A 15513-nucleotide genomic window follows, 5' to 3' on the forward strand; every position below is an offset into this window, starting at 1 on the left:
CTCCCGCGTTGTGGCAGTTGCCACCGCCGCCCTCACCCGCCACGGAGCCGCGCCCCGAGGCCGCGCCGAAGCGGCCCATCCGCAGGCCCTCCCCTTTGTAGGCACCGCCTGCCTCGGGTGGGATGTCCAGGCCGGCGCAACCAAGGAGGTCCGGGTGGTTGAGGAAGGCCCCGCCCCGGAAGCCCATGCCATCCGCGCTGATGAGGCCGTGGTTCGTCAGCGTGCCCGTGGCGAGGAAGGCCAGGATGCCGCCGCTGCGCCCGTCCCATGGACGGGCAACGATGGAGGCACCCGCGGACACGAGGACGTTCGTGTACTCAGGCACGGAGACCACCTGCGCGCCGGGCGCGGTGTAGGCCTGCACCAGGGGCTCGGAGAGGCGCAGCACGGGCGGCGAGGCCGTCACCGCGTCCACGCGCGCCAGCTCCCAGTGGCCCATCCGCCGAAGCTCCAGGGTGCCGCCGTCGCCGGAGACCACGGCATCCTCCGACCCACCGCTCTGGTGGAGCAGCACCAGCGCGCCCACGGTGAAGCCCGAGACGCTCTGCACCGGAACGTCACGGGCGCCCACCACCGCGAGGTCCGTCAGCGGCGTGGCGGCGTTGAGGACGCGCCCCACCGTCGTGACGGACAGCGCGCCATCACGGCCCGAGCCCAGGCCGAAGGAATCCAGCTCCGCCAGCGCGGGGGACGCCGGGAGCAACACGAGCAGGCAGGACAGGACGAAGCGCATCCCCCTCATGCTGCCTCAGAAGGAGGGTCCACCGCGAGTGCGGGCCCCCCTGAGGGCTCACTCGCCCGAGGGGTTCATCAGCGCCCGGCCGTTGCGCGGCGCGAAGAAGGACTGACGCGCGAGCCTCGGCAGGGCGCGCTTGTCCACGCACCAGAGCTGGAGTGCGTCCTCCCACTCGCCCAGCTCGGCCACCGCGCGCACGTCCGGCGCATCGCGGTAGAGGCTGTTGAGGTTGTGCACCAACGCGGACAGGTCCTCCACCTCCCAGCGCTCCGTCACGTCACCGGCCATGACGTGGAGCTCCAGCACGGGGCGCTCGCGCACATCCACCACCTTGAAGCGCCGGGCCGCGCCGCCCATGGCATTGGTGAGCGGACCCACCAGCTCGTCGGCGCGCACGCCGTACCCCACGGACAAGCCGCCTTCGAGCAGGCCCGCGTCACACAGGCGCAGCATGGACACGTGAGGAGGCTCGCCACGCGGCAGCAGCGCCGCGGCGGCATCGCGGTCCTTGAGGAGTCGCTCCTGGATGAGCACGTCGAGCAATGGGGCCATCGCGGCCCACAGCCTATCGCTCCTCGCCGCTCCAGTAGTCCACCTCCGCGGAGAGGGGCAGCGTGGTGAACAGGGTCCGAGCCGCCTTGTCGCCCCCGGGAGCACTGCCCGCGGAGATGACCACCTTCCCAGAGTCCGGGTACACCATGACGTCCGGCTCCACCATGGTGGAGAAGGCGAGGTAGCGCAGCGTCTCGGCCCCATCGTTGAGGAGCTGGTGCGCGCCCTCGGGCCCCACCGGCAGCGCCACGTAGTCGCCCGCCTTGACGGCGACGGTGTCGTCCCCCAGGCGCAGCCGGCCCGTCCCCGCGAGGATGTAATAGGCCTCTTCATTGGCCAGGTGGTAGTGCCGCGGCCACGCGTGCCTGCCGGGTGGCAGCTCCATCAAGCTGCACCCCAGCTTGCGGCCCTTGGCGGTGGCGCCCAGTTGCTTGCGGCGGTACTCCACCCGGGGACCTTGCGTGACTTCGGTCCAGGGAAGCTCGGGCTCGTGGACGACGTGAGGATGCGAGGACATGGGCAGGTGCTCCTGTTCAGGGTCGCGTCGCGAGCAGCGAGAATGGGACGTGTCGACACGCCATCCAGTCGAGTCGACAATGGCCTTCGCGGAGGTGCGTGAGCCATGAGTAGGCGCAAGGGCGGACGCTCTCAATCTCGATTCGACCATCGACCTGAGGAGGAGTTCGTGACCGCGGCGCAGGCCGCCACGCTCCTGGGCGTGAAGCGGGCCACGCTCTACACCTACGTCAGCCGGGGCCTCGTGCGCTGCGTGCCGGAGCGCGGCACCAAGGAGAACCGCTATGTGCGCTCGGATTTGGAGCGACTGAAGGCGAGGCACGACGCGAGAGCGGGACACGCCGCGGTGGCCTCGGGCGCCTTGCGCTGGGGCGAGCCTGTCATCGACTCGTCGGTGTCCCGCGTGGGCGCGGAGGGGCTCGCGTACCGAGGCCATTCGGCGGTGACGCTCGCGGTGGAAGGACGCGCGTTCGAGGACGTAGCGGAGCTGTTGTGGACGGGCACGCTGCCCGAGGAAGCGTCACGGTGGCCCTCCCCTGAGCCGGCGTTTCCACCGTCCGAGCTGGCGAAGCTGCTGCCCCGTGGAACACCTCCCGTGGCCGCGCTGTCTGCGTTGATGCCGCTCCTGGGCGCAAGGGACCCGGCACGCTTTGCCGCTCCACCTGAGCAGGAGCGGGCCCGCGCCCGGAGGCTGCTGCGCCACCTGTCCGCCTGGGTCTGCGTGGCGAACGCGCCGGGACGGGTGACGCAAGCCTTAAGCGAGCCAACGGTGGCGCAGTCCCTGGCGCGAGCCTGGAACACCCGCGTGAAGCGGGCACCGGAGCTGCTCAACCGTGCGCTGGTGCTGTGCGCGGACCATGAACTGAACGTGTCCACGTTCACCGTGCGCGTGGCGGCCTCCTCTGGCGCGGACCTGTACGCCTGTTTGAGCGCCGCGCTGGCCGCGCTCTCCGGGCCCAAACACGGAGGGGCCTGCGACCGCGTGGAGGCCTTGCTCGTGGAGGTGGGACGGCCGGAGCGTGCCGCGGAGGTCATCCGGGAGCGGCTGCGGCGAGGTGAAGCGGTCCCCGGCTTCGGCCATCAGCTCTACCCGGACGGAGACCCGCGAACGCCGCCGCTGGTGGCAGCCGCTCGTGCCGTGAGCCCCGAGGCCCCCAATGTCCGCATCGCCAGCGCCGTGCTGGAAGCCATGCGCGCGGCGGGACATCCGCCCCCGTCCGTGGACTTCGGACTGGTGATGCTCGCCGGAGCGCTGGGACTGCCTCCGGGCGCTGGCGCCACGCTGTTCGCCGTGGGGCGCGCGGCGGGCTGGGTGGCCCACGTCCTGGAGCAACGCGAGCAAGGCCACCTGCTGCGCCCCCGAGCCCGCTACGTGGAAGCGAAGCGTCCGGGCACGGCGTGACATGGGACTGCGTGAAGGGCCACTGTCGCCTGCCGCGCACCCAACGAAGTCCGTCGTTGGAGTCCCACACGCGTGAGGGGAAACTCCCGCGCCGTGGACACTCGACGCGTATATCCCCGTTTCGCCATCGCCTCACTTCTCGGCAACGTCGCCTTCCTCGCCTCGTGGGGCGTGGTGCTGATGCGCCCCTCTGGCTGGCAGGTGGTGGGCCCGCTCCTGCTCCTCATGTTCCTCGTCCTGCGGGTGGGCGGCATGTGGCTCTTCGCCTCGCGCCACCCGGTGGAGGAGCGCCCGCGCATGCGCCGCACGGCGACCTTCACCACCGTGCTGGCGCTCATCGCCGTGGGCATCTGGGTCTACACCGTGCTGCAAGGCCCGCGCGGCTTCTGAGCCCCTGAAACGGCTCGCGGGCGCCGCCTCCAGACTGGACCGTCTGGAAGCACAGCGCCCGCGAAGCCTGCCGTGTGCTGACCGCTACACGTTGAAGCGGAAGTGCATGCAGTCGCCATCCTGGACGACGTACTCCTTGCCTTCCACGCGCAGCATGCCCCGCTCCTTCACGGCGGACTCACTGCCCAGCTTCACCAGGTCCTCCCAGCGCATCACCTCGGCCTTGATGAAGCCGCGCTCGAAGTCGGAGTGGATGACGCCAGCGGCCTGCGGGGCCTTGTAGCCCTCGTGGATGGTCCACGCGCGGCACTCCTGCTCGCCCACGGTGAAGTACGTCCACAGGCCCAGCAGCTTGTAGCCGGCGCGCACCACCTTGTGCAGGCCCGGCTCGGACAGGCCCGCGCTCTCCAGGAAGCCCGGACGCTCCGACTCCGGGAGCTGCTGGATTTCGGACTCCAGCGCGGCGGCGAGCACCACCACCTCGAAGCCCTCCTTCGCGGCCATCTCCCGGACGGCCTTCACGTGGGGGTTGGCGTCCTCCTTGCCCAGCTCCGCCTCGCCGATGTTCGCCACGTACAGCACGGGCTTGTCGGTGAGCAGGAACAGGTCATGGATGGCGGCGCTCTCCTCCTCGGTGAGCTTCTGGGCGCGCACGGTGATGCCGTTGTCCAGGCTCGCCTTGATGCGGTCCAGCAGCGCCACCTCGGCCTTGGCCTCCTCGCCGGCCTTGCCGCCCATCTTCGTGTTCTTCAAGGTGCGCTCGCGGCGCTTCTCCACCGTCTCCAGGTCCTTGAGGCACAGCTCCGTGTCGACCACGTCCCGGTCCCGCACCGGGTTCACCCCGCCCTCGACGTGGGTGACGTTTTCGTCCTCGAAGCAGCGCAGCACGTGGAGCACGGCGTTGACCTGGCGGATGTTGCCCAGGAACTGGTTGCCCAGGCCTTCGCCCTTGGACGCGCCGCGCACCAGGCCGGCGATGTCCACGAACTCCAGCGAGGTGGGCACCTTCTTCAGCGGCTTGATGAGCGCGGACAGCTGGTCCAGGCGGTCATCCGGCACGGGCACCACGCCCACGTTGGGCTCGATGGTGCAGAAGGGATAGTTGGCCGCCTGCGCGCCCGCGGCCGACAGCGCGTTGAACAGGGTGGACTTGCCGACGTTGGGCAGCCCGACGATTCCGATGGATAGACCCATGGTGATTCCCTGGAACACGCGCGCCGGGGGGCGCGCTTCCCCAGAAGGGGATTAGGCGGTGCGGCGCACGGCGCCGGTGGCGCTGGTGCCGTTCAGCGGCAGGCCCTGGACGAACTGCTCGGCCAGCGCGCGCTGCTTGCTGTCGTCCATGCGCTCGCTGATGAGCTTGCCGGCGACGTCCATGGCCAGGTCGACCGCCATGGAGCGGACCTCGGCGATGGCCTTCGCCTTCTGCTCGTCAATCTCGCGACGCGCGCTCAGCTTGAGCTCCTCGGCCTCCTTGCGGCTCTTGGCCATGAGCTCCTCGCGGAACTTCTCCATCTCCTGCGTGTTGCGGCGCATCATCTCCGCGGCCTCGCGGCGGGCCTCGGCGATGGCCGTCTTCTGGTCGGCCAGCAGCTTCTCCGCCTCGGCGCGCTCACGCTTGGCGCTCTCGATGGAGCTGGCGATCTGCTTCTCGCGCTCCTCGACCAGCGACAGGATGGGGCCCCACGCCTTCATCTTCAGGACGATGGCCACGATGACGAAGGTGATGAGGGTCCAGAAGATGAGGCCCGGCTGGACCTTCACGAGGTTACTGGCGGCGAGGACAGAGGGCAGGAACATGGCGGGATGTCCAGCGTGAGGGAGGGAGGCTGCGAAGACTTCGGTGACCGCGGCTGGAGCGGCCGGCGCCCGAGGTGGAATTCCCTCCGGGCACCGGCGACCGTCCAGCGATGACTCGACCTGCGCTCGCCTAGACCTTGGTGGCGAGCAGGATGCAAACGACCAGCGCGAACAGCGTGGCGCCTTCGATGAGGGCCGCCGCGATGATCATCGTGGTGCGGATGTCGCCGCCCGCGGCCGGCTGACGGCCCGTGGCGTCCATGGCGGCGGCGGCCAGCTTACCAATGCCGAGCGCGGCACCGATGATGGAGAGACCGGCACCCAGACCGGCGGCGAGGAAGGCAAGAGCGAGGTTGGTCATGGTGACACTTGTTCTTTCGTAGCGTGGACCCGCTTGTGGGGGGGTCGTGATGGCCCTTTAGGACTACCTCCGGCGGCCTTTCGAACCACCGGGTCTTCGACCGGGGCGGCGGACTCCCGCGCCCCGCTAACTCGTCACAAACGGCCTAGACGTGGTGCGCCTTGCCGTGGTCGTGGCTGGGGCCCACCTCGGACTCGTGGCCGTGGTCGTCATGGTGATGACCCATGGCCACGCTCATGCCGATGAACAGCGCCGACAGCATCGTGAAGACGTACGCCTGCACGAAGGCCACGAACAGCTCGAGCAGGTAGATGGCGAAGGCGAAGGGCACGCTCACCAGCGCCACCGCCGGGTGGCCGAGGATGAAGATGAGGCCCAGCAGGAAGAAGAGGACGATGTGGCCCGCCAGCATGTTGGCGAACAGACGCATCGTGAGGGCGAAGGGCTTGGTGAACAGCCCCAGCACCTCCACCGGAATCATGATGGGCCACAGCCAGGGCGCCACGCCACCCGTCAGGTGCTTCAGGTAGCCGCCCAGGCCCGCCGCGCGGATGCCCGCCGCCTGGGTGATGACGAAGGTGCAGAGCGCCAGCGACGCGGTGACGGCCAGGTTGCCGGTGGCCGTCGCCATCCAGGGCACCAGGCCCAGCAGGTTCATGAAGAGGACGAAGAAGAACGCGGTGAGCAGGTAGGGCACGTAACGGGGGCCCTCCTCCTTGCCGATGTTCTTGATGGCCAGCTCGTCACGAACGAACAGCACCAGCATCTCGATGAGGTTGGCGCCCGCGCCGCGCGGCACCAGCTTCGTCTTGTCGCGGTTGCTCCAGGTGAACAGGGTGGCCATCAGCAGCAGCGCGGCCAGCCACATCATCACGGTGTGCTTCGTGAGGGACAGGTCCAGGCAGCCTTCCGTGAGGCTTGGGACCTCCTCGCCGTGCGCCGTCATCCGCGCCGCGCACCCGTTGGTCTTCAGCGGGATGTGCCACTTCGGGAAGTCCAGCGCGTGGATGGGGCTGCTGAGCGGGACCTCGATCTCCAGATAGGGCGAGTCCACGACGTGGTGGAGGATGTACCCCGGCACGTCGTCTTCGGACCCCGCGGCCCACGCCGTGGCAGCAAACAGACTGGCGAACAGCACCATTGCCTTGCGCATCACTCGTCTCCGCCCGCCGATTCCTTCGACGCGGCCATCACGTAGCTCACTTCAATCCACTGCAGCGCGAAGTAGACGCCGAAGAACCCGGCGATGAACGGCACCGCCGCCATTCCCCGCGACACCACGCCCAACAGCCCCGCCAACACGCCCACGGCCCGAAGGCCAAAGATGATTCCGACCACCTTCAGCGCGGCGTTGAGGTCCTGCCGCACCGCCCGCCGTTTCAGCACCAGCGCCACCGCGCCCGTCACCGCCGCCAGCCCCACGCCCCACAGCGCCGAAACCCGGTCCTCCACCACCTGCGGCATCAACGCCGCCAGCGCCAGGCCCACCACCGCCACGCCACCCGCCAGCGCCGCATGACTCCGGAAGGAGTCCGTCCCGCTACCGCCCCGCGCCGTCACTTCCGCTTCCCCAGCCGGGCCATCTCATGGAGGAACCCGTAGAAGCCCACGCAGATACCCACCAGGCTCAGCACCACCATCAACCAGGGCCCCGTCCCCAACCACCCGTCCAGCCAGTAGCCGCCCAGCACGCCCACCACCGCGCCACCCACCAGCTTCCACACCGCCGAGACGTAGGGTTGCGCCGCCCTCATCTGCCGGGCCGTCTCCCCCAGCTCGCTGCCGTCCGAACCGCCCGGTTTCCGGGGCTCCTTCACTTCCATTCGGACGCCTCCCAAACCCCTCTATGCGCGGGCGCCGCTTAACACCGAACACGCGGCACACGCAACCGCTACCATGGGCCGCGGCCCCCCGGCCCCCAGCGGCGATTGCCGCTTCGGCAAGCTCAGCTACCGCCGATCTGCCCCGCATGGAATCGAGGGCCCTCCCGAGGGGCTCACCAGGGCGTTTTCTCCTCTGGTGAGGCGCCTGGGGACAGGGCCGCCTGCCCCAACGCCCGGGTGACCGGCCTCCGGGCGCCTGCCGGCCCGCTCCTCGGCGCCCGGGCGCCTGCGTCGCCAGCTTGCACCCGATACGCGTCAACCGACCGCGACACCTCTGGAGGACTCCATGCCGAAGCCGCTCGTGCTCACGTCCCCCCGCTTCAAGGACGGCGACCTCATCCCCATTGCCTACACCGGCGAGGGCGAGGACATCTCACCGCCGCTCCAATGGACGGGCATGCCCGCCGGGACGAAGAGCCTGGCCCTCATCGTGGAGGACCCGGACGCGCCAGACCCGCGCAACCCTCAGATGACCTTCTCCCACTGGGTTGTCTACAACATCCCACCTTCGGCCCAGGGCCTGCCGGAAGGCGCCACGCCGGACGTCCTCCCGGAGGGCGCCCGCCAGGGCCAGAACGACTTCCACCGCCAGGACTACGGGGGCCCCATGCCACCGGTGGGCAGGCACCGGTACTACTTCCGCCTGTTCGCCCTGGACACGGTGCTGCCGGACCTGGGCCGCGCCTCGCGCACGCAGCTCCAGGAGGCCATGGAGGGCCACATCGTGGGACAGGCGGAGCTCATCGGGCTGTACACCAAGGTCCACCACCGCGGCGCGGAGTCCCCCGGGGCCGCTCCCGCCTGATTCGGCTCACGGCGCCAACCGCCTTGGAGGCAGGGGCTCGGCTGCACCGCGTGGCCGAGCCCGCTCTACGTACAAGCCGCAGGGGCGGCGCCGGGTTGTGGGATGGTGGGCGAAGCGGCGGGCGGGCGATTTCGCGCGGGCTGGCAGCGGTGGAAGAGTCAGGCTGCCGTGAAAACCGCCGCCGAAACCGGGGCAACCTACGGCCCCTTTGATGCGATGTCCGTGGGTGTCTGCGTCGTCCGTGACGGCCGCTTCGTCTATGTGAATGAGGCGCTGGTGACGATGTCGGGCTACCCGCGTGAGGCCGTGCTGGGCGAGGCCGCCACGCTCCTCGTATCGGCGGCGAGCGCGGCGGAGCTGGCGTCCCGGCATGCCCGGCGCAAGCGCGGCGAGCCCGTCCCCACCACCTACGAGACGATGCTGCGCACCGCCGAAGAGGAGCGCCGGGTGGAGCTGACCGTCATTCCCAGCGGCACGGAGTGGGTGGTGCTGGTGCGCGACGTGTCGGCGCGGGCCCGGCGCCGCGGTGTGCTCCAGCGGCTGGCCGAGCTGGGCGCGAGCCTGCCTTCGCTGCGCACCGAGGGCGAAGTGCTGCGGCGGATGTTCTCCGGCGTGGAAGAGCTGGGACTCGGCTGCGCGTGGCTTTCGCCGGACCGGCTGGGCGTCCGGCTGGGGCAGACGTTCGTACCGCCCGGCATGGTGCCCATGGAAGACGCGGCGCTGAGCGGCCGCTGGATACGGGATGTGGTGGGCCAGTGGCCTCCCGTGCTGAAGCGCGCGTGGCGCGACAGCGCGGCCTATACGGACGAGCTGCCGCAGGAGGCCGAGCGCTTCCTTCGGGGCGCCCGAGGCGAGCGGGTGCGCCAGGGCCTCCAGCGCGCCGGACAGACGCGGGCCATCGCGGTGCGCGTCGACGTGGAGGGCCAGCCCCGGGCCATGCTCGCGCTGGTGGCGGACTGGCTGCGCGAGGAGGAGCTCCCACCGGTGCGGCTCTTCGGCGCGCAGGTGTCCGCGGCGCTGGACGCGGCGCTCACCATCTCCCGCCTGTCCGCGCAGAACACGGCGCTGGCGGCGCTCAACCGCCTGGCCTCGGTGATGGCCTCCGCGCCGCACCCGCAGGCGCTGTTCGCGCCGGGGACCGACGAAATCGCCGGGCTCCTGGGCTGCGACGCGGTGACGGTGCTCCTGCCAGCGGACGACGGCGAGGTGGAGCTCGCGTACTCACGCGGCCTGGACGCAGAAGGCTCGGAGGACTTCACGCGGCGCTGGCGAGCCGGGAGCCTGTGCCTCCAGGCGCAGCGCGAAGGCGTCCCGCTGGAGCGCGAGGTGGAGTCCTGTCCGGACGACCTGCGCGAGGAGCTGCGGCGGCAAGGCTTCCGCACCGTGGTGGTCGTTCCCCTGAGGGTGCGCTCGAGGGGCGTGGGCACGCTGTCCGCCCTCTTCCGGGAGCGCCGGCCCCTGACGCCGCTCGAACGGGAGACGCTGCAGGCCATGGGCAGCCACTTCGCGGCGGCCATCGAATCCCACCGGCTGCTGCATGAGCTTCGTGGCCGCGCCGAGGACCTGGCGCTGCTGCACGAGGTGGCCAAGGCGCTGGCGGCCACCCTGGAGCTGGACAAGCTGCTGCACATTGGCGCCACCAGCCTGGCGCGCATCGTGGACACGTCGGACGCCTACGTGTTCCTGCCGGACAGCTCGGGCGAGCGGCTCCAGCTGCGCGCGATGACGGGCGGCTCACCGGAGCTGCAAGGGCACGACCTGCCGCTCCTCCCGGCCGATGCGTCGCTCGCGTCGGTGGCGTTCCACACGCGCGAGGTGGTGATGGTGGAGGACGCCCGCTCCGACCTGCGCGTCAACGAAGAGGTCCGGCGCCTGCCTGGCGCGCGAGCGTTCCTGGTGCTCCCCCTGGTGGTCCACGAGCGCCCCATGGGCGTGATGATGGCGGTGGAGACCCGGCGGCCGCGGCGCTTCACGCTCGCGGAGGTGGAGCGAGCCAGCGCCATCGCCAACCAACTGGCGCTGGCCCGCGAGGGCGCGCGGCTGGTGGAGGACCTTCAAGCCAGCTACGTGGAGCTGGCCCGGACCCAGGCTCAACTGGTGCACCGTGAGCGGCTGGCCGCGCTGGGCGAGCTGTCCGCCGTGGTGGCCCATGAGGTGCGCAACCCCCTGGGCGCCATCTTCAACTCGGTGGCGTCCCTGCGGCGCATCGTCGGGCCGGACAGCGCGGCGGTGCCGCTGCTGGACATCGTCGGAGAGGAATCGGACCGGCTCAACCGCATCGTCGCGGACCTGCTCACCTTCGCGCGTCCGCCCGCGCCACATCCCTATGCCGTGCCGCTGTCGCCCCTGGTGGAGGACGCGGTGCGAGGCGCGCTGGCGGAGGCCCCGGGCCAGGTGCGCGTGGAGCTGGACCTGGCGGACGATGTCCCCTCGGTGACAGTGGACGAGCGGATGATGCGCCAGGCCTTCCTCAACCTCGCCATCAACGCCGTGCAGGCCATGCCCCAGGGCGGCATGCTGCGCGCGAGTGTCCGGCGCGCGACGGGGACGCCCGAAGTCGAAGTGCGGTTCGCGGACAGCGGGCCGGGCATCGCCCCCGACGTGCGGGCGCGCATCTTCGAGCCCTTCTTCACCACCAAGGCCAAGGGCACCGGCCTGGGGCTGGCGGTGGTGAAGCGCATCATCGAGTCGCACCAGGGCCGGGTCGCGCTGGAGTCCCAGCCGGGCCAGGGCACCACCTTCCGGCTCTATCTCCCTCTGGACACCCCCGCCACGGCGGTGAGCGAAGGTTGGTAACGCACTTGAAGCTCACGCGTCCGGGGCGCAAATCCCTTCGCGAGGAGTAGAAATGCGCCGCCATGCCGCCGTCCTGGGAGTCCTTCTCTGTCTGAGCACCTTCGCCGTCCAGGCCCAGGCGCCCACGCCTCCGGACGAGCCTCCGGTGCAGCTCAAGTTCGTGGGAGAGCTGGGCTTCCTGGACGTGCTGGCCCACAGCCTGCGCCAGGGCAGTGACGGCACCCTGTTCCGTTACACGGACGACGGCGGGCAGGACAACCTCTACAACTTCATGCGGCTGTCGGCGGAGCTGACGTTGAAGGGCCGGCACTCGGTGGTGTTCCTCTACCAGCCGCTGGCCATCGACACGCAGGTGGTGCTCAAGCGGAACGTGCGCATCGACGCGCTGGACTTCCCCGCGGGCACGCCGCTGGACGTGCGCTACAGCTTCCCATTCTACCGGGCCAGCTACCTGTACGATTTGCTGTCCGGGGCGGACCGCGAGCTGTCCGTGGGGGTGTCCCTCCAGCTGCGCAACGCGAACTATGTCTTCACCTCCGCGGACGGGACGCTGCGGCGGACGGCGCGGGACGTGGGGCCGGTGCCGCTGCTGAAGGTGCGCGGACGGTGGGGCCTGGGCCGTGGCTGGTGGCTGGGCTTCGAGGCGGACGGCAGCTACGCGCCCACGGCCATCATCAACGGCGACAGTGACTCCAACACCACGGGCGCGCTGCTGGACGCGTCCCTGCGCGGCGGCGTGCGCATCACCGACAACGTGGATGCGTTCCTCAACCTGCGCTACCTGGGCGGCGGCGCGCGAGGCACGTCGGACGACAACGAGGACGAGTTCGGTGACGGCTTCACCAGCAACTGGATTGACACCGCCACCATCAGCCTGGGCTTCAGCTACCGGCTGCCCTCGGGGAGCTGACGCCCGCGGCTGGCTTCAGGACAACGCCCACGCCAGCGCGAGCCCCAGGGCACACGCGCCCACGCAGAGCGCCGCGACGAGCCAGGGGCGCCCACCGCGGAGCCAGGTGCCGGAGTCCTCCTCGGGCGCTGGCGCGGGCAGCGCTTCATCCCCCGTGATGGCGCGCACCAACTCCAGACGACGGGCCTCCACCGCCGCGGCATCCACCGCCTGGGAGATGTCCACGCCGAAGCCCACCTGCGTCTCGCGGGTGGCTCGGCGTGACTGCGCGGCCTGGGGCGGCAAGGACTGGGGCGCCCTGGCGGGATTCACCTCCGTCACGGTGACGTCTTCGGACACAGCGGCGCGAGCGTCCTGGCTTCGAGTGGCCTCCGCCCTTTCCAGCGCGACCATCAGCTTCGCCGCATCGACGGCTTCGGTGGCCGCCGCGTCTCCGCCCAGGCTGGCTCCGGGGTTCGCGGTCCTGGCGTCCGCCGCCATCCGGGCACGCTCGGGCTGAACGACCGTGGTCTCCTCGTCCGCATCGCGTGGCGCGCCCGCGGTCGGGCCTCGCGCTGGCTGGACGACGGTGGCTTCACCCTCCACCACTGTCGCCTCGTCCTCCGTCCCGTACAGCGCGGTGACGCGGGGTTCGTTCACGGCGCGAGGCACCTCCGGCGTCTTTCCAGGAATCCCGCGCACCGTGACTTCAAGTTCATCCGCGTCGCCGTGCGCGGCGGGCACTGCCTTCGCTGGCGTGCCTCGCACGGCGGCGTCCGGCGGCGCCTTCAAGGTCTCCGCGTCGCCACGCTCGGCCGGGACGTAGTCCTCGGGCGCGTCGATGCCCTCGTGCTCGAACGCGAGCGCGGTGGGCGGCGCGAGCACGGTGGCCAGCGCGGGCTCGGTGAGCGCGCGGGAGCGCGGCTCCCGCAGCAGCTCGCGGAGCACGAGCTCCTCCGCCTTCTTCTCGCGGGGGAACGCGGCCGCGATGAGGCGCGCGACGTCCGCGTCTCCCACGTTGGGCGCCAGCTTCGCCTTCATCCGCGCCAGCTCCGCGCCCATGGCGGCCGCATCCGGGAAGCGGTTGTCGGGCTCGGAGGCCAGCGCGCGCATCAGGAACGCATCCACGCTGGTAGGCACGCCCTGCCGGACGCTCCCCGCTGGCTCCCACTGGGGGTATGCCGCGCGCCGCCACCGCTCCACCGGGTCGCCCCGCTGTACCAGGGGCTTCCATGCGAACAGCTCCCACAGCAGGGCGCCCACCGCGTACACGTCCGCGCGCCGGTCCACGAAGCGCTTCCGCGCCTGCTCCGGCGCCATGTACGTCAGGTTGCCAATCACCACCCGAGGCGCCGTCTGCTGCTCCTTCAGCGTGGACTGCGCCGCGCCGAAGTCGATGATCTTCACCTCGCCCGCGTAGCTGATGCACACGTTCGCGGGAGACAAGTCCCGGTGGACCAGGTGCAGCGGGTTGCCGAACTCGTCCGTCGCGTCGTGCGCGTACGCCAGGCCCTCGCAGAGCCGCTGCCCCAGGTGGAGCATGATGCCCAACGGCAACGTCCGCCCGAGCTGCCGCAGCCGGTACGTCAGCCGGCTGAGCGTCTTGCCCTGCACGTACTCCATGGACAGGTAGAGCTGCCCTTCCACCTCGCCCATGGCGTACACGCGCGCGATGTTCGGATGGTGCAGCCGCACCACCACGCGGGCTTCGTCCCGGAAGCGCCCGGCGAACTGGGGGCTCGCCATGAGCTGCGGGAGGACCTTCTTCACCACACAGGCACGACGAGGCGCCTCCTCCCGCGCGAGGAACACCTCGCCCATCCCCCCGGCGCCAATGCGGCGCGCGAGGGTATAGGGACCGAAGCGGACGGGCCCCTCGAGGGGCGCGGGCTCAACCGGTCTTGCCAAGCGAACGGAAGGCCTTTCTCGCCGCCGCGAGGACGTGCGCGACTTCCGGCTCGCCAATGGCCAGCGATACGAACGCCGCCTCGAACTGGCTGGGCGGCAGGTAGACGCCTTCGTTCAGCATGGCGTGGAAGAACTTCCCGAAGCGCGCCGTGTCCGCCGTCTTCGCGCTGGTGTAGTCGTAGACGGGCTCACCGGTGAAGAACACCGTGAGCATGCTGCCCACGCGGTTGACGGTGACGGGCACGTCCGCGGCCTTCGCCTCGGCGAGCAGGCCGACCTCCAGCATGCGGCTGACCTCCTCCAGCCGCGCGTAGGTGCCGGGCGCCGCCAGGGCCTTGAGGCACGCCAGGCCCGCCGCCACCGCCACCGGGTTCCCCGACAGCGTGCCGGACTGGTACACCGGGCCCGCCGGAGCCACCTGCTCCATGATGTCGCGGCGGCCACCATACGCGCCCAGCGGCATGCCTCCGCCAATCACCTTGGCCATGGTGGTGAGGTCCGGCTTGAGGCCGTACAGCTCCTGCGCGCCGCCTCGCGACAGCCGGAAGCCCGTCATGACCTCATCCAGCACCAGCAGCACGCCGTGCTTCTGGCAGAGCGCCTGCAGCCCTTCGAGGTACCCCGGCTTGGGCACCAGCACGCCCATGTTGCCCACCACCGGCTCGATGATGGCGCAGGCGATGTCCTGCCCCTTCTCCGCGAAGATGCGCTCCACGGCGGCCAGGTCGTTGAAGGGCGCGGTGAGCGTGAGCTTCGCCAGCGCCGACGGCACGCCCGGCGAGTCCGGCAGGCCCAGCGTCTCCACGCCGCTGCCCGCCTTCACGAGGAACGGGTCCCCCGCGCCGTGGAAGCAGCCTTCGAACTTGAGGATGTGCTCGCGGCCGGTGAAGCCCCGCGCGACGCGGATGGCCGCCACCGTGGCCTCGGTGCCACTGGAGACCAGGCGCACCATGTCCACCGCGGGCATGGTGGCGCAGATGAGCTCCGCGAACTCCACCTCGCCCGCGTGCGGCGCGCCATAGGACGTCCCCCTGCGGGCGGCGTCGATGATGGCGTCCACGATGGGCGGATACGCGTGGCCCAGGATGAGCGGCCCCCAGCTCCCCACGAGGTCGACGTAGCGGTTGCCGTCCACATCCGTGAGCCAGGCACCTGTGCCTTCACGGAAGAAGACAGGGTCGCCGCCAACGCCTCGGAAGGCGCGCACCGGGGAATTCACTCCGCCGGGGATGCGGGCCTGCGCGCGGGCGAAGAGAGCCTGACTGTGAGCGTGGTTCATGACGCGTTCCATAACATGCGGCACGAGGCATTCTGTGTCCCCGCGCGCCCGCCCCCATGCCCCCTGCTTCTCCGTTCCGTCGACGACACATTATGGACAGTCCCTGGCAGGACGGAAGAAACCGTCTTTCTTGTAAATCTGACTAAGTTGGATGGTTTCAGCGACGCACCGCCAGGGGCTCGACACGCGCCATGCC

Annotated in this window: 15 protein-coding genes and 1 pseudogene; 5 read left to right on the top strand and 11 right to left on the bottom strand. The window is 70.6% G+C overall.

Going from position 1 to position 15513, the window contains the following annotated elements:
• From HV826_RS34095 to HV826_RS34105, 3 genes and pseudogenes are all read right to left on the bottom strand, one after another.
• Positions 1-733 (bottom strand): annotated as a pseudogene (locus HV826_RS34095) (hypothetical protein); the annotation flags it as partial.
• 57 nt (positions 734-790) lie between these two features.
• A complete protein-coding gene (locus HV826_RS34100; protein WP_176421207.1) occupies positions 791-1288 on the bottom strand; it encodes a hypothetical protein in 498 nt (165 codons plus the stop codon).
• 13 nt (positions 1289-1301) lie between these two features.
• Positions 1302-1805 (bottom strand): cupin domain-containing protein, encoded by a 504-nt coding sequence (locus HV826_RS34105; protein ID WP_176421208.1) that lies wholly within the window; start codon positions 1803-1805, stop codon positions 1302-1304.
• A gap of 105 nt (positions 1806-1910) precedes the next feature.
• Here HV826_RS34105 and HV826_RS34110 point away from each other — a divergent pair, with 105 nt between their 5' ends.
• Both HV826_RS34110 and HV826_RS34115 read left to right on the top strand, forming a co-directional pair.
• On the top strand, positions 1911-3206 hold the full coding sequence (locus tag HV826_RS34110) for a citrate synthase family protein (protein WP_176421209.1): 1296 nt from the start codon (positions 1911-1913) through the stop codon (positions 3204-3206).
• A gap of 93 nt (positions 3207-3299) precedes the next feature.
• The gene (locus HV826_RS34115) at positions 3300-3596 is read left to right on the top strand and encodes a hypothetical protein (protein WP_176421210.1); all 297 of its coding nucleotides are present in this window, start codon (positions 3300-3302) and stop codon (positions 3594-3596) included.
• 84 nt (positions 3597-3680) lie between these two features.
• On the opposite strand, the gene ychF is transcribed toward HV826_RS34115, so the two are convergent.
• The 6 genes from ychF to HV826_RS34145 all read right to left on the bottom strand — a co-directional run bounded on the left by ychF (position 3681) and on the right by HV826_RS34145 (position 7580).
• Positions 3681-4790, bottom strand: a complete 1110-nt coding sequence (gene ychF / locus HV826_RS34120) for a redox-regulated ATPase YchF (protein WP_176421211.1) — start codon at positions 4788-4790, stop codon at positions 3681-3683.
• A 51-nt stretch (positions 4791-4841) separates the two neighbouring features.
• On the bottom strand, positions 4842-5396 hold the full coding sequence (atpF, locus tag HV826_RS34125; RefSeq protein WP_176421212.1) for a F0F1 ATP synthase subunit B: 555 nt from the start codon (positions 5394-5396) through the stop codon (positions 4842-4844).
• A 130-nt stretch (positions 5397-5526) separates the two neighbouring features.
• Positions 5527-5757, bottom strand: coding sequence for an ATP synthase F0 subunit C (locus HV826_RS34130; protein ID WP_013936422.1), 231 nt, complete (start codon positions 5755-5757; stop codon positions 5527-5529).
• Between the two features lie 145 nt (positions 5758-5902).
• Positions 5903-6910, bottom strand: coding sequence for a F0F1 ATP synthase subunit A (gene atpB, locus HV826_RS34135; protein ID WP_176421213.1), 1008 nt, complete (start codon positions 6908-6910; stop codon positions 5903-5905).
• Positions 6910-7317 (bottom strand): hypothetical protein, encoded by a 408-nt coding sequence (locus HV826_RS34140; protein WP_176421214.1) that lies wholly within the window; start codon positions 7315-7317, stop codon positions 6910-6912. The genes atpB and HV826_RS34140 overlap by 1 nt, the downstream gene beginning before the upstream one ends.
• Entirely contained in the window at positions 7314-7580 is a 267-nt protein-coding gene (locus HV826_RS34145; RefSeq protein ID WP_163785929.1) for an AtpZ/AtpI family protein, read from the bottom strand. Before HV826_RS34145 ends, HV826_RS34140 begins: the two co-directional genes overlap by 4 nt.
• Positions 7581-7926: 346 nt before the next feature.
• On the opposite strand from HV826_RS34145, the gene HV826_RS34150 reads away from it, so the two are divergent.
• From HV826_RS34150 to HV826_RS34160, 3 genes are all read left to right on the top strand, one after another.
• Positions 7927-8445: a YbhB/YbcL family Raf kinase inhibitor-like protein gene (locus HV826_RS34150; RefSeq protein ID WP_176421215.1), complete on the top strand. Its 519-nt coding sequence runs from the start codon at positions 7927-7929 to the stop codon at positions 8443-8445.
• Positions 8446-8613: 168 nt separating this feature from the next.
• The gene (locus HV826_RS34155) at positions 8614-11241 is read left to right on the top strand and encodes an ATP-binding protein (protein ID WP_176421216.1); all 2628 of its coding nucleotides are present in this window, start codon (positions 8614-8616) and stop codon (positions 11239-11241) included.
• A gap of 52 nt (positions 11242-11293) precedes the next feature.
• Positions 11294-12151, top strand: a complete 858-nt coding sequence (locus HV826_RS34160) for an outer membrane protein (protein WP_176421217.1) — start codon at positions 11294-11296, stop codon at positions 12149-12151.
• Positions 12152-12166: 15 nt separating this feature from the next.
• On the opposite strand, the gene HV826_RS34165 is transcribed toward HV826_RS34160, so the two are convergent.
• Complete coding sequence (locus HV826_RS34165; RefSeq protein ID WP_176421218.1) at positions 12167-14038, bottom strand: serine/threonine-protein kinase; 1872 nt, start codon at positions 14036-14038, stop codon at positions 12167-12169.
• Positions 14022-15317: a glutamate-1-semialdehyde 2,1-aminomutase gene (hemL, locus tag HV826_RS34170; RefSeq protein ID WP_176421219.1), complete on the bottom strand. Its 1296-nt coding sequence runs from the start codon at positions 15315-15317 to the stop codon at positions 14022-14024. The genes HV826_RS34165 and hemL overlap by 17 nt, the downstream gene beginning before the upstream one ends.
• Positions 15318-15513: the final 196 nt, after the last annotated feature.

It is taken from the genome of Myxococcus sp. AM010, assembly GCF_013372585.1.
GTDB lineage: Bacteria > Myxococcota > Myxococcia > Myxococcales > Myxococcaceae > Myxococcus > Myxococcus vastator.

Bases quoted from the DNA above. Each gene is read 5' to 3' on its own strand.
- HV826_RS34130 (WP_013936422.1), bottom strand. From the start codon at position 5,757: ATGACCAACCTCGCTCTTGCCTTCCTCGCCGCCGGTCTGGGTGCCGGT.
- HV826_RS34105 (WP_176421208.1), bottom strand. From the start codon at position 1,805: ATGTCCTCGCATCCTCACGTCGTCCACGAGCCCGAGCTTCCCTGGACC.
- HV826_RS34160 (WP_176421217.1), top strand. From the start codon at position 11,294: ATGCGCCGCCATGCCGCCGTCCTGGGAGTCCTTCTCTGTCTGAGCACC.
- HV826_RS34100 (WP_176421207.1), bottom strand. From the start codon at position 1,288: ATGGCCCCATTGCTCGACGTGCTCATCCAGGAGCGACTCCTCAAGGAC.
- atpF (WP_176421212.1), bottom strand. From the start codon at position 5,396: ATGTTCCTGCCCTCTGTCCTCGCCGCCAGTAACCTCGTGAAGGTCCAG.
- ychF (WP_176421211.1), bottom strand. From the start codon at position 4,790: ATGGGTCTATCCATCGGAATCGTCGGGCTGCCCAACGTCGGCAAGTCC.
- atpB (WP_176421213.1), bottom strand. From the start codon at position 6,910: ATGCGCAAGGCAATGGTGCTGTTCGCCAGTCTGTTTGCTGCCACGGCG.
- HV826_RS34150 (WP_176421215.1), top strand. From the start codon at position 7,927: ATGCCGAAGCCGCTCGTGCTCACGTCCCCCCGCTTCAAGGACGGCGAC.
- hemL (WP_176421219.1), bottom strand. From the start codon at position 15,317: ATGAACCACGCTCACAGTCAGGCTCTCTTCGCCCGCGCGCAGGCCCGC.
- HV826_RS34110 (WP_176421209.1), top strand. From the start codon at position 1,911: ATGAGTAGGCGCAAGGGCGGACGCTCTCAATCTCGATTCGACCATCGA.
- HV826_RS34145 (WP_163785929.1), bottom strand. From the start codon at position 7,580: ATGGAAGTGAAGGAGCCCCGGAAACCGGGCGGTTCGGACGGCAGCGAG.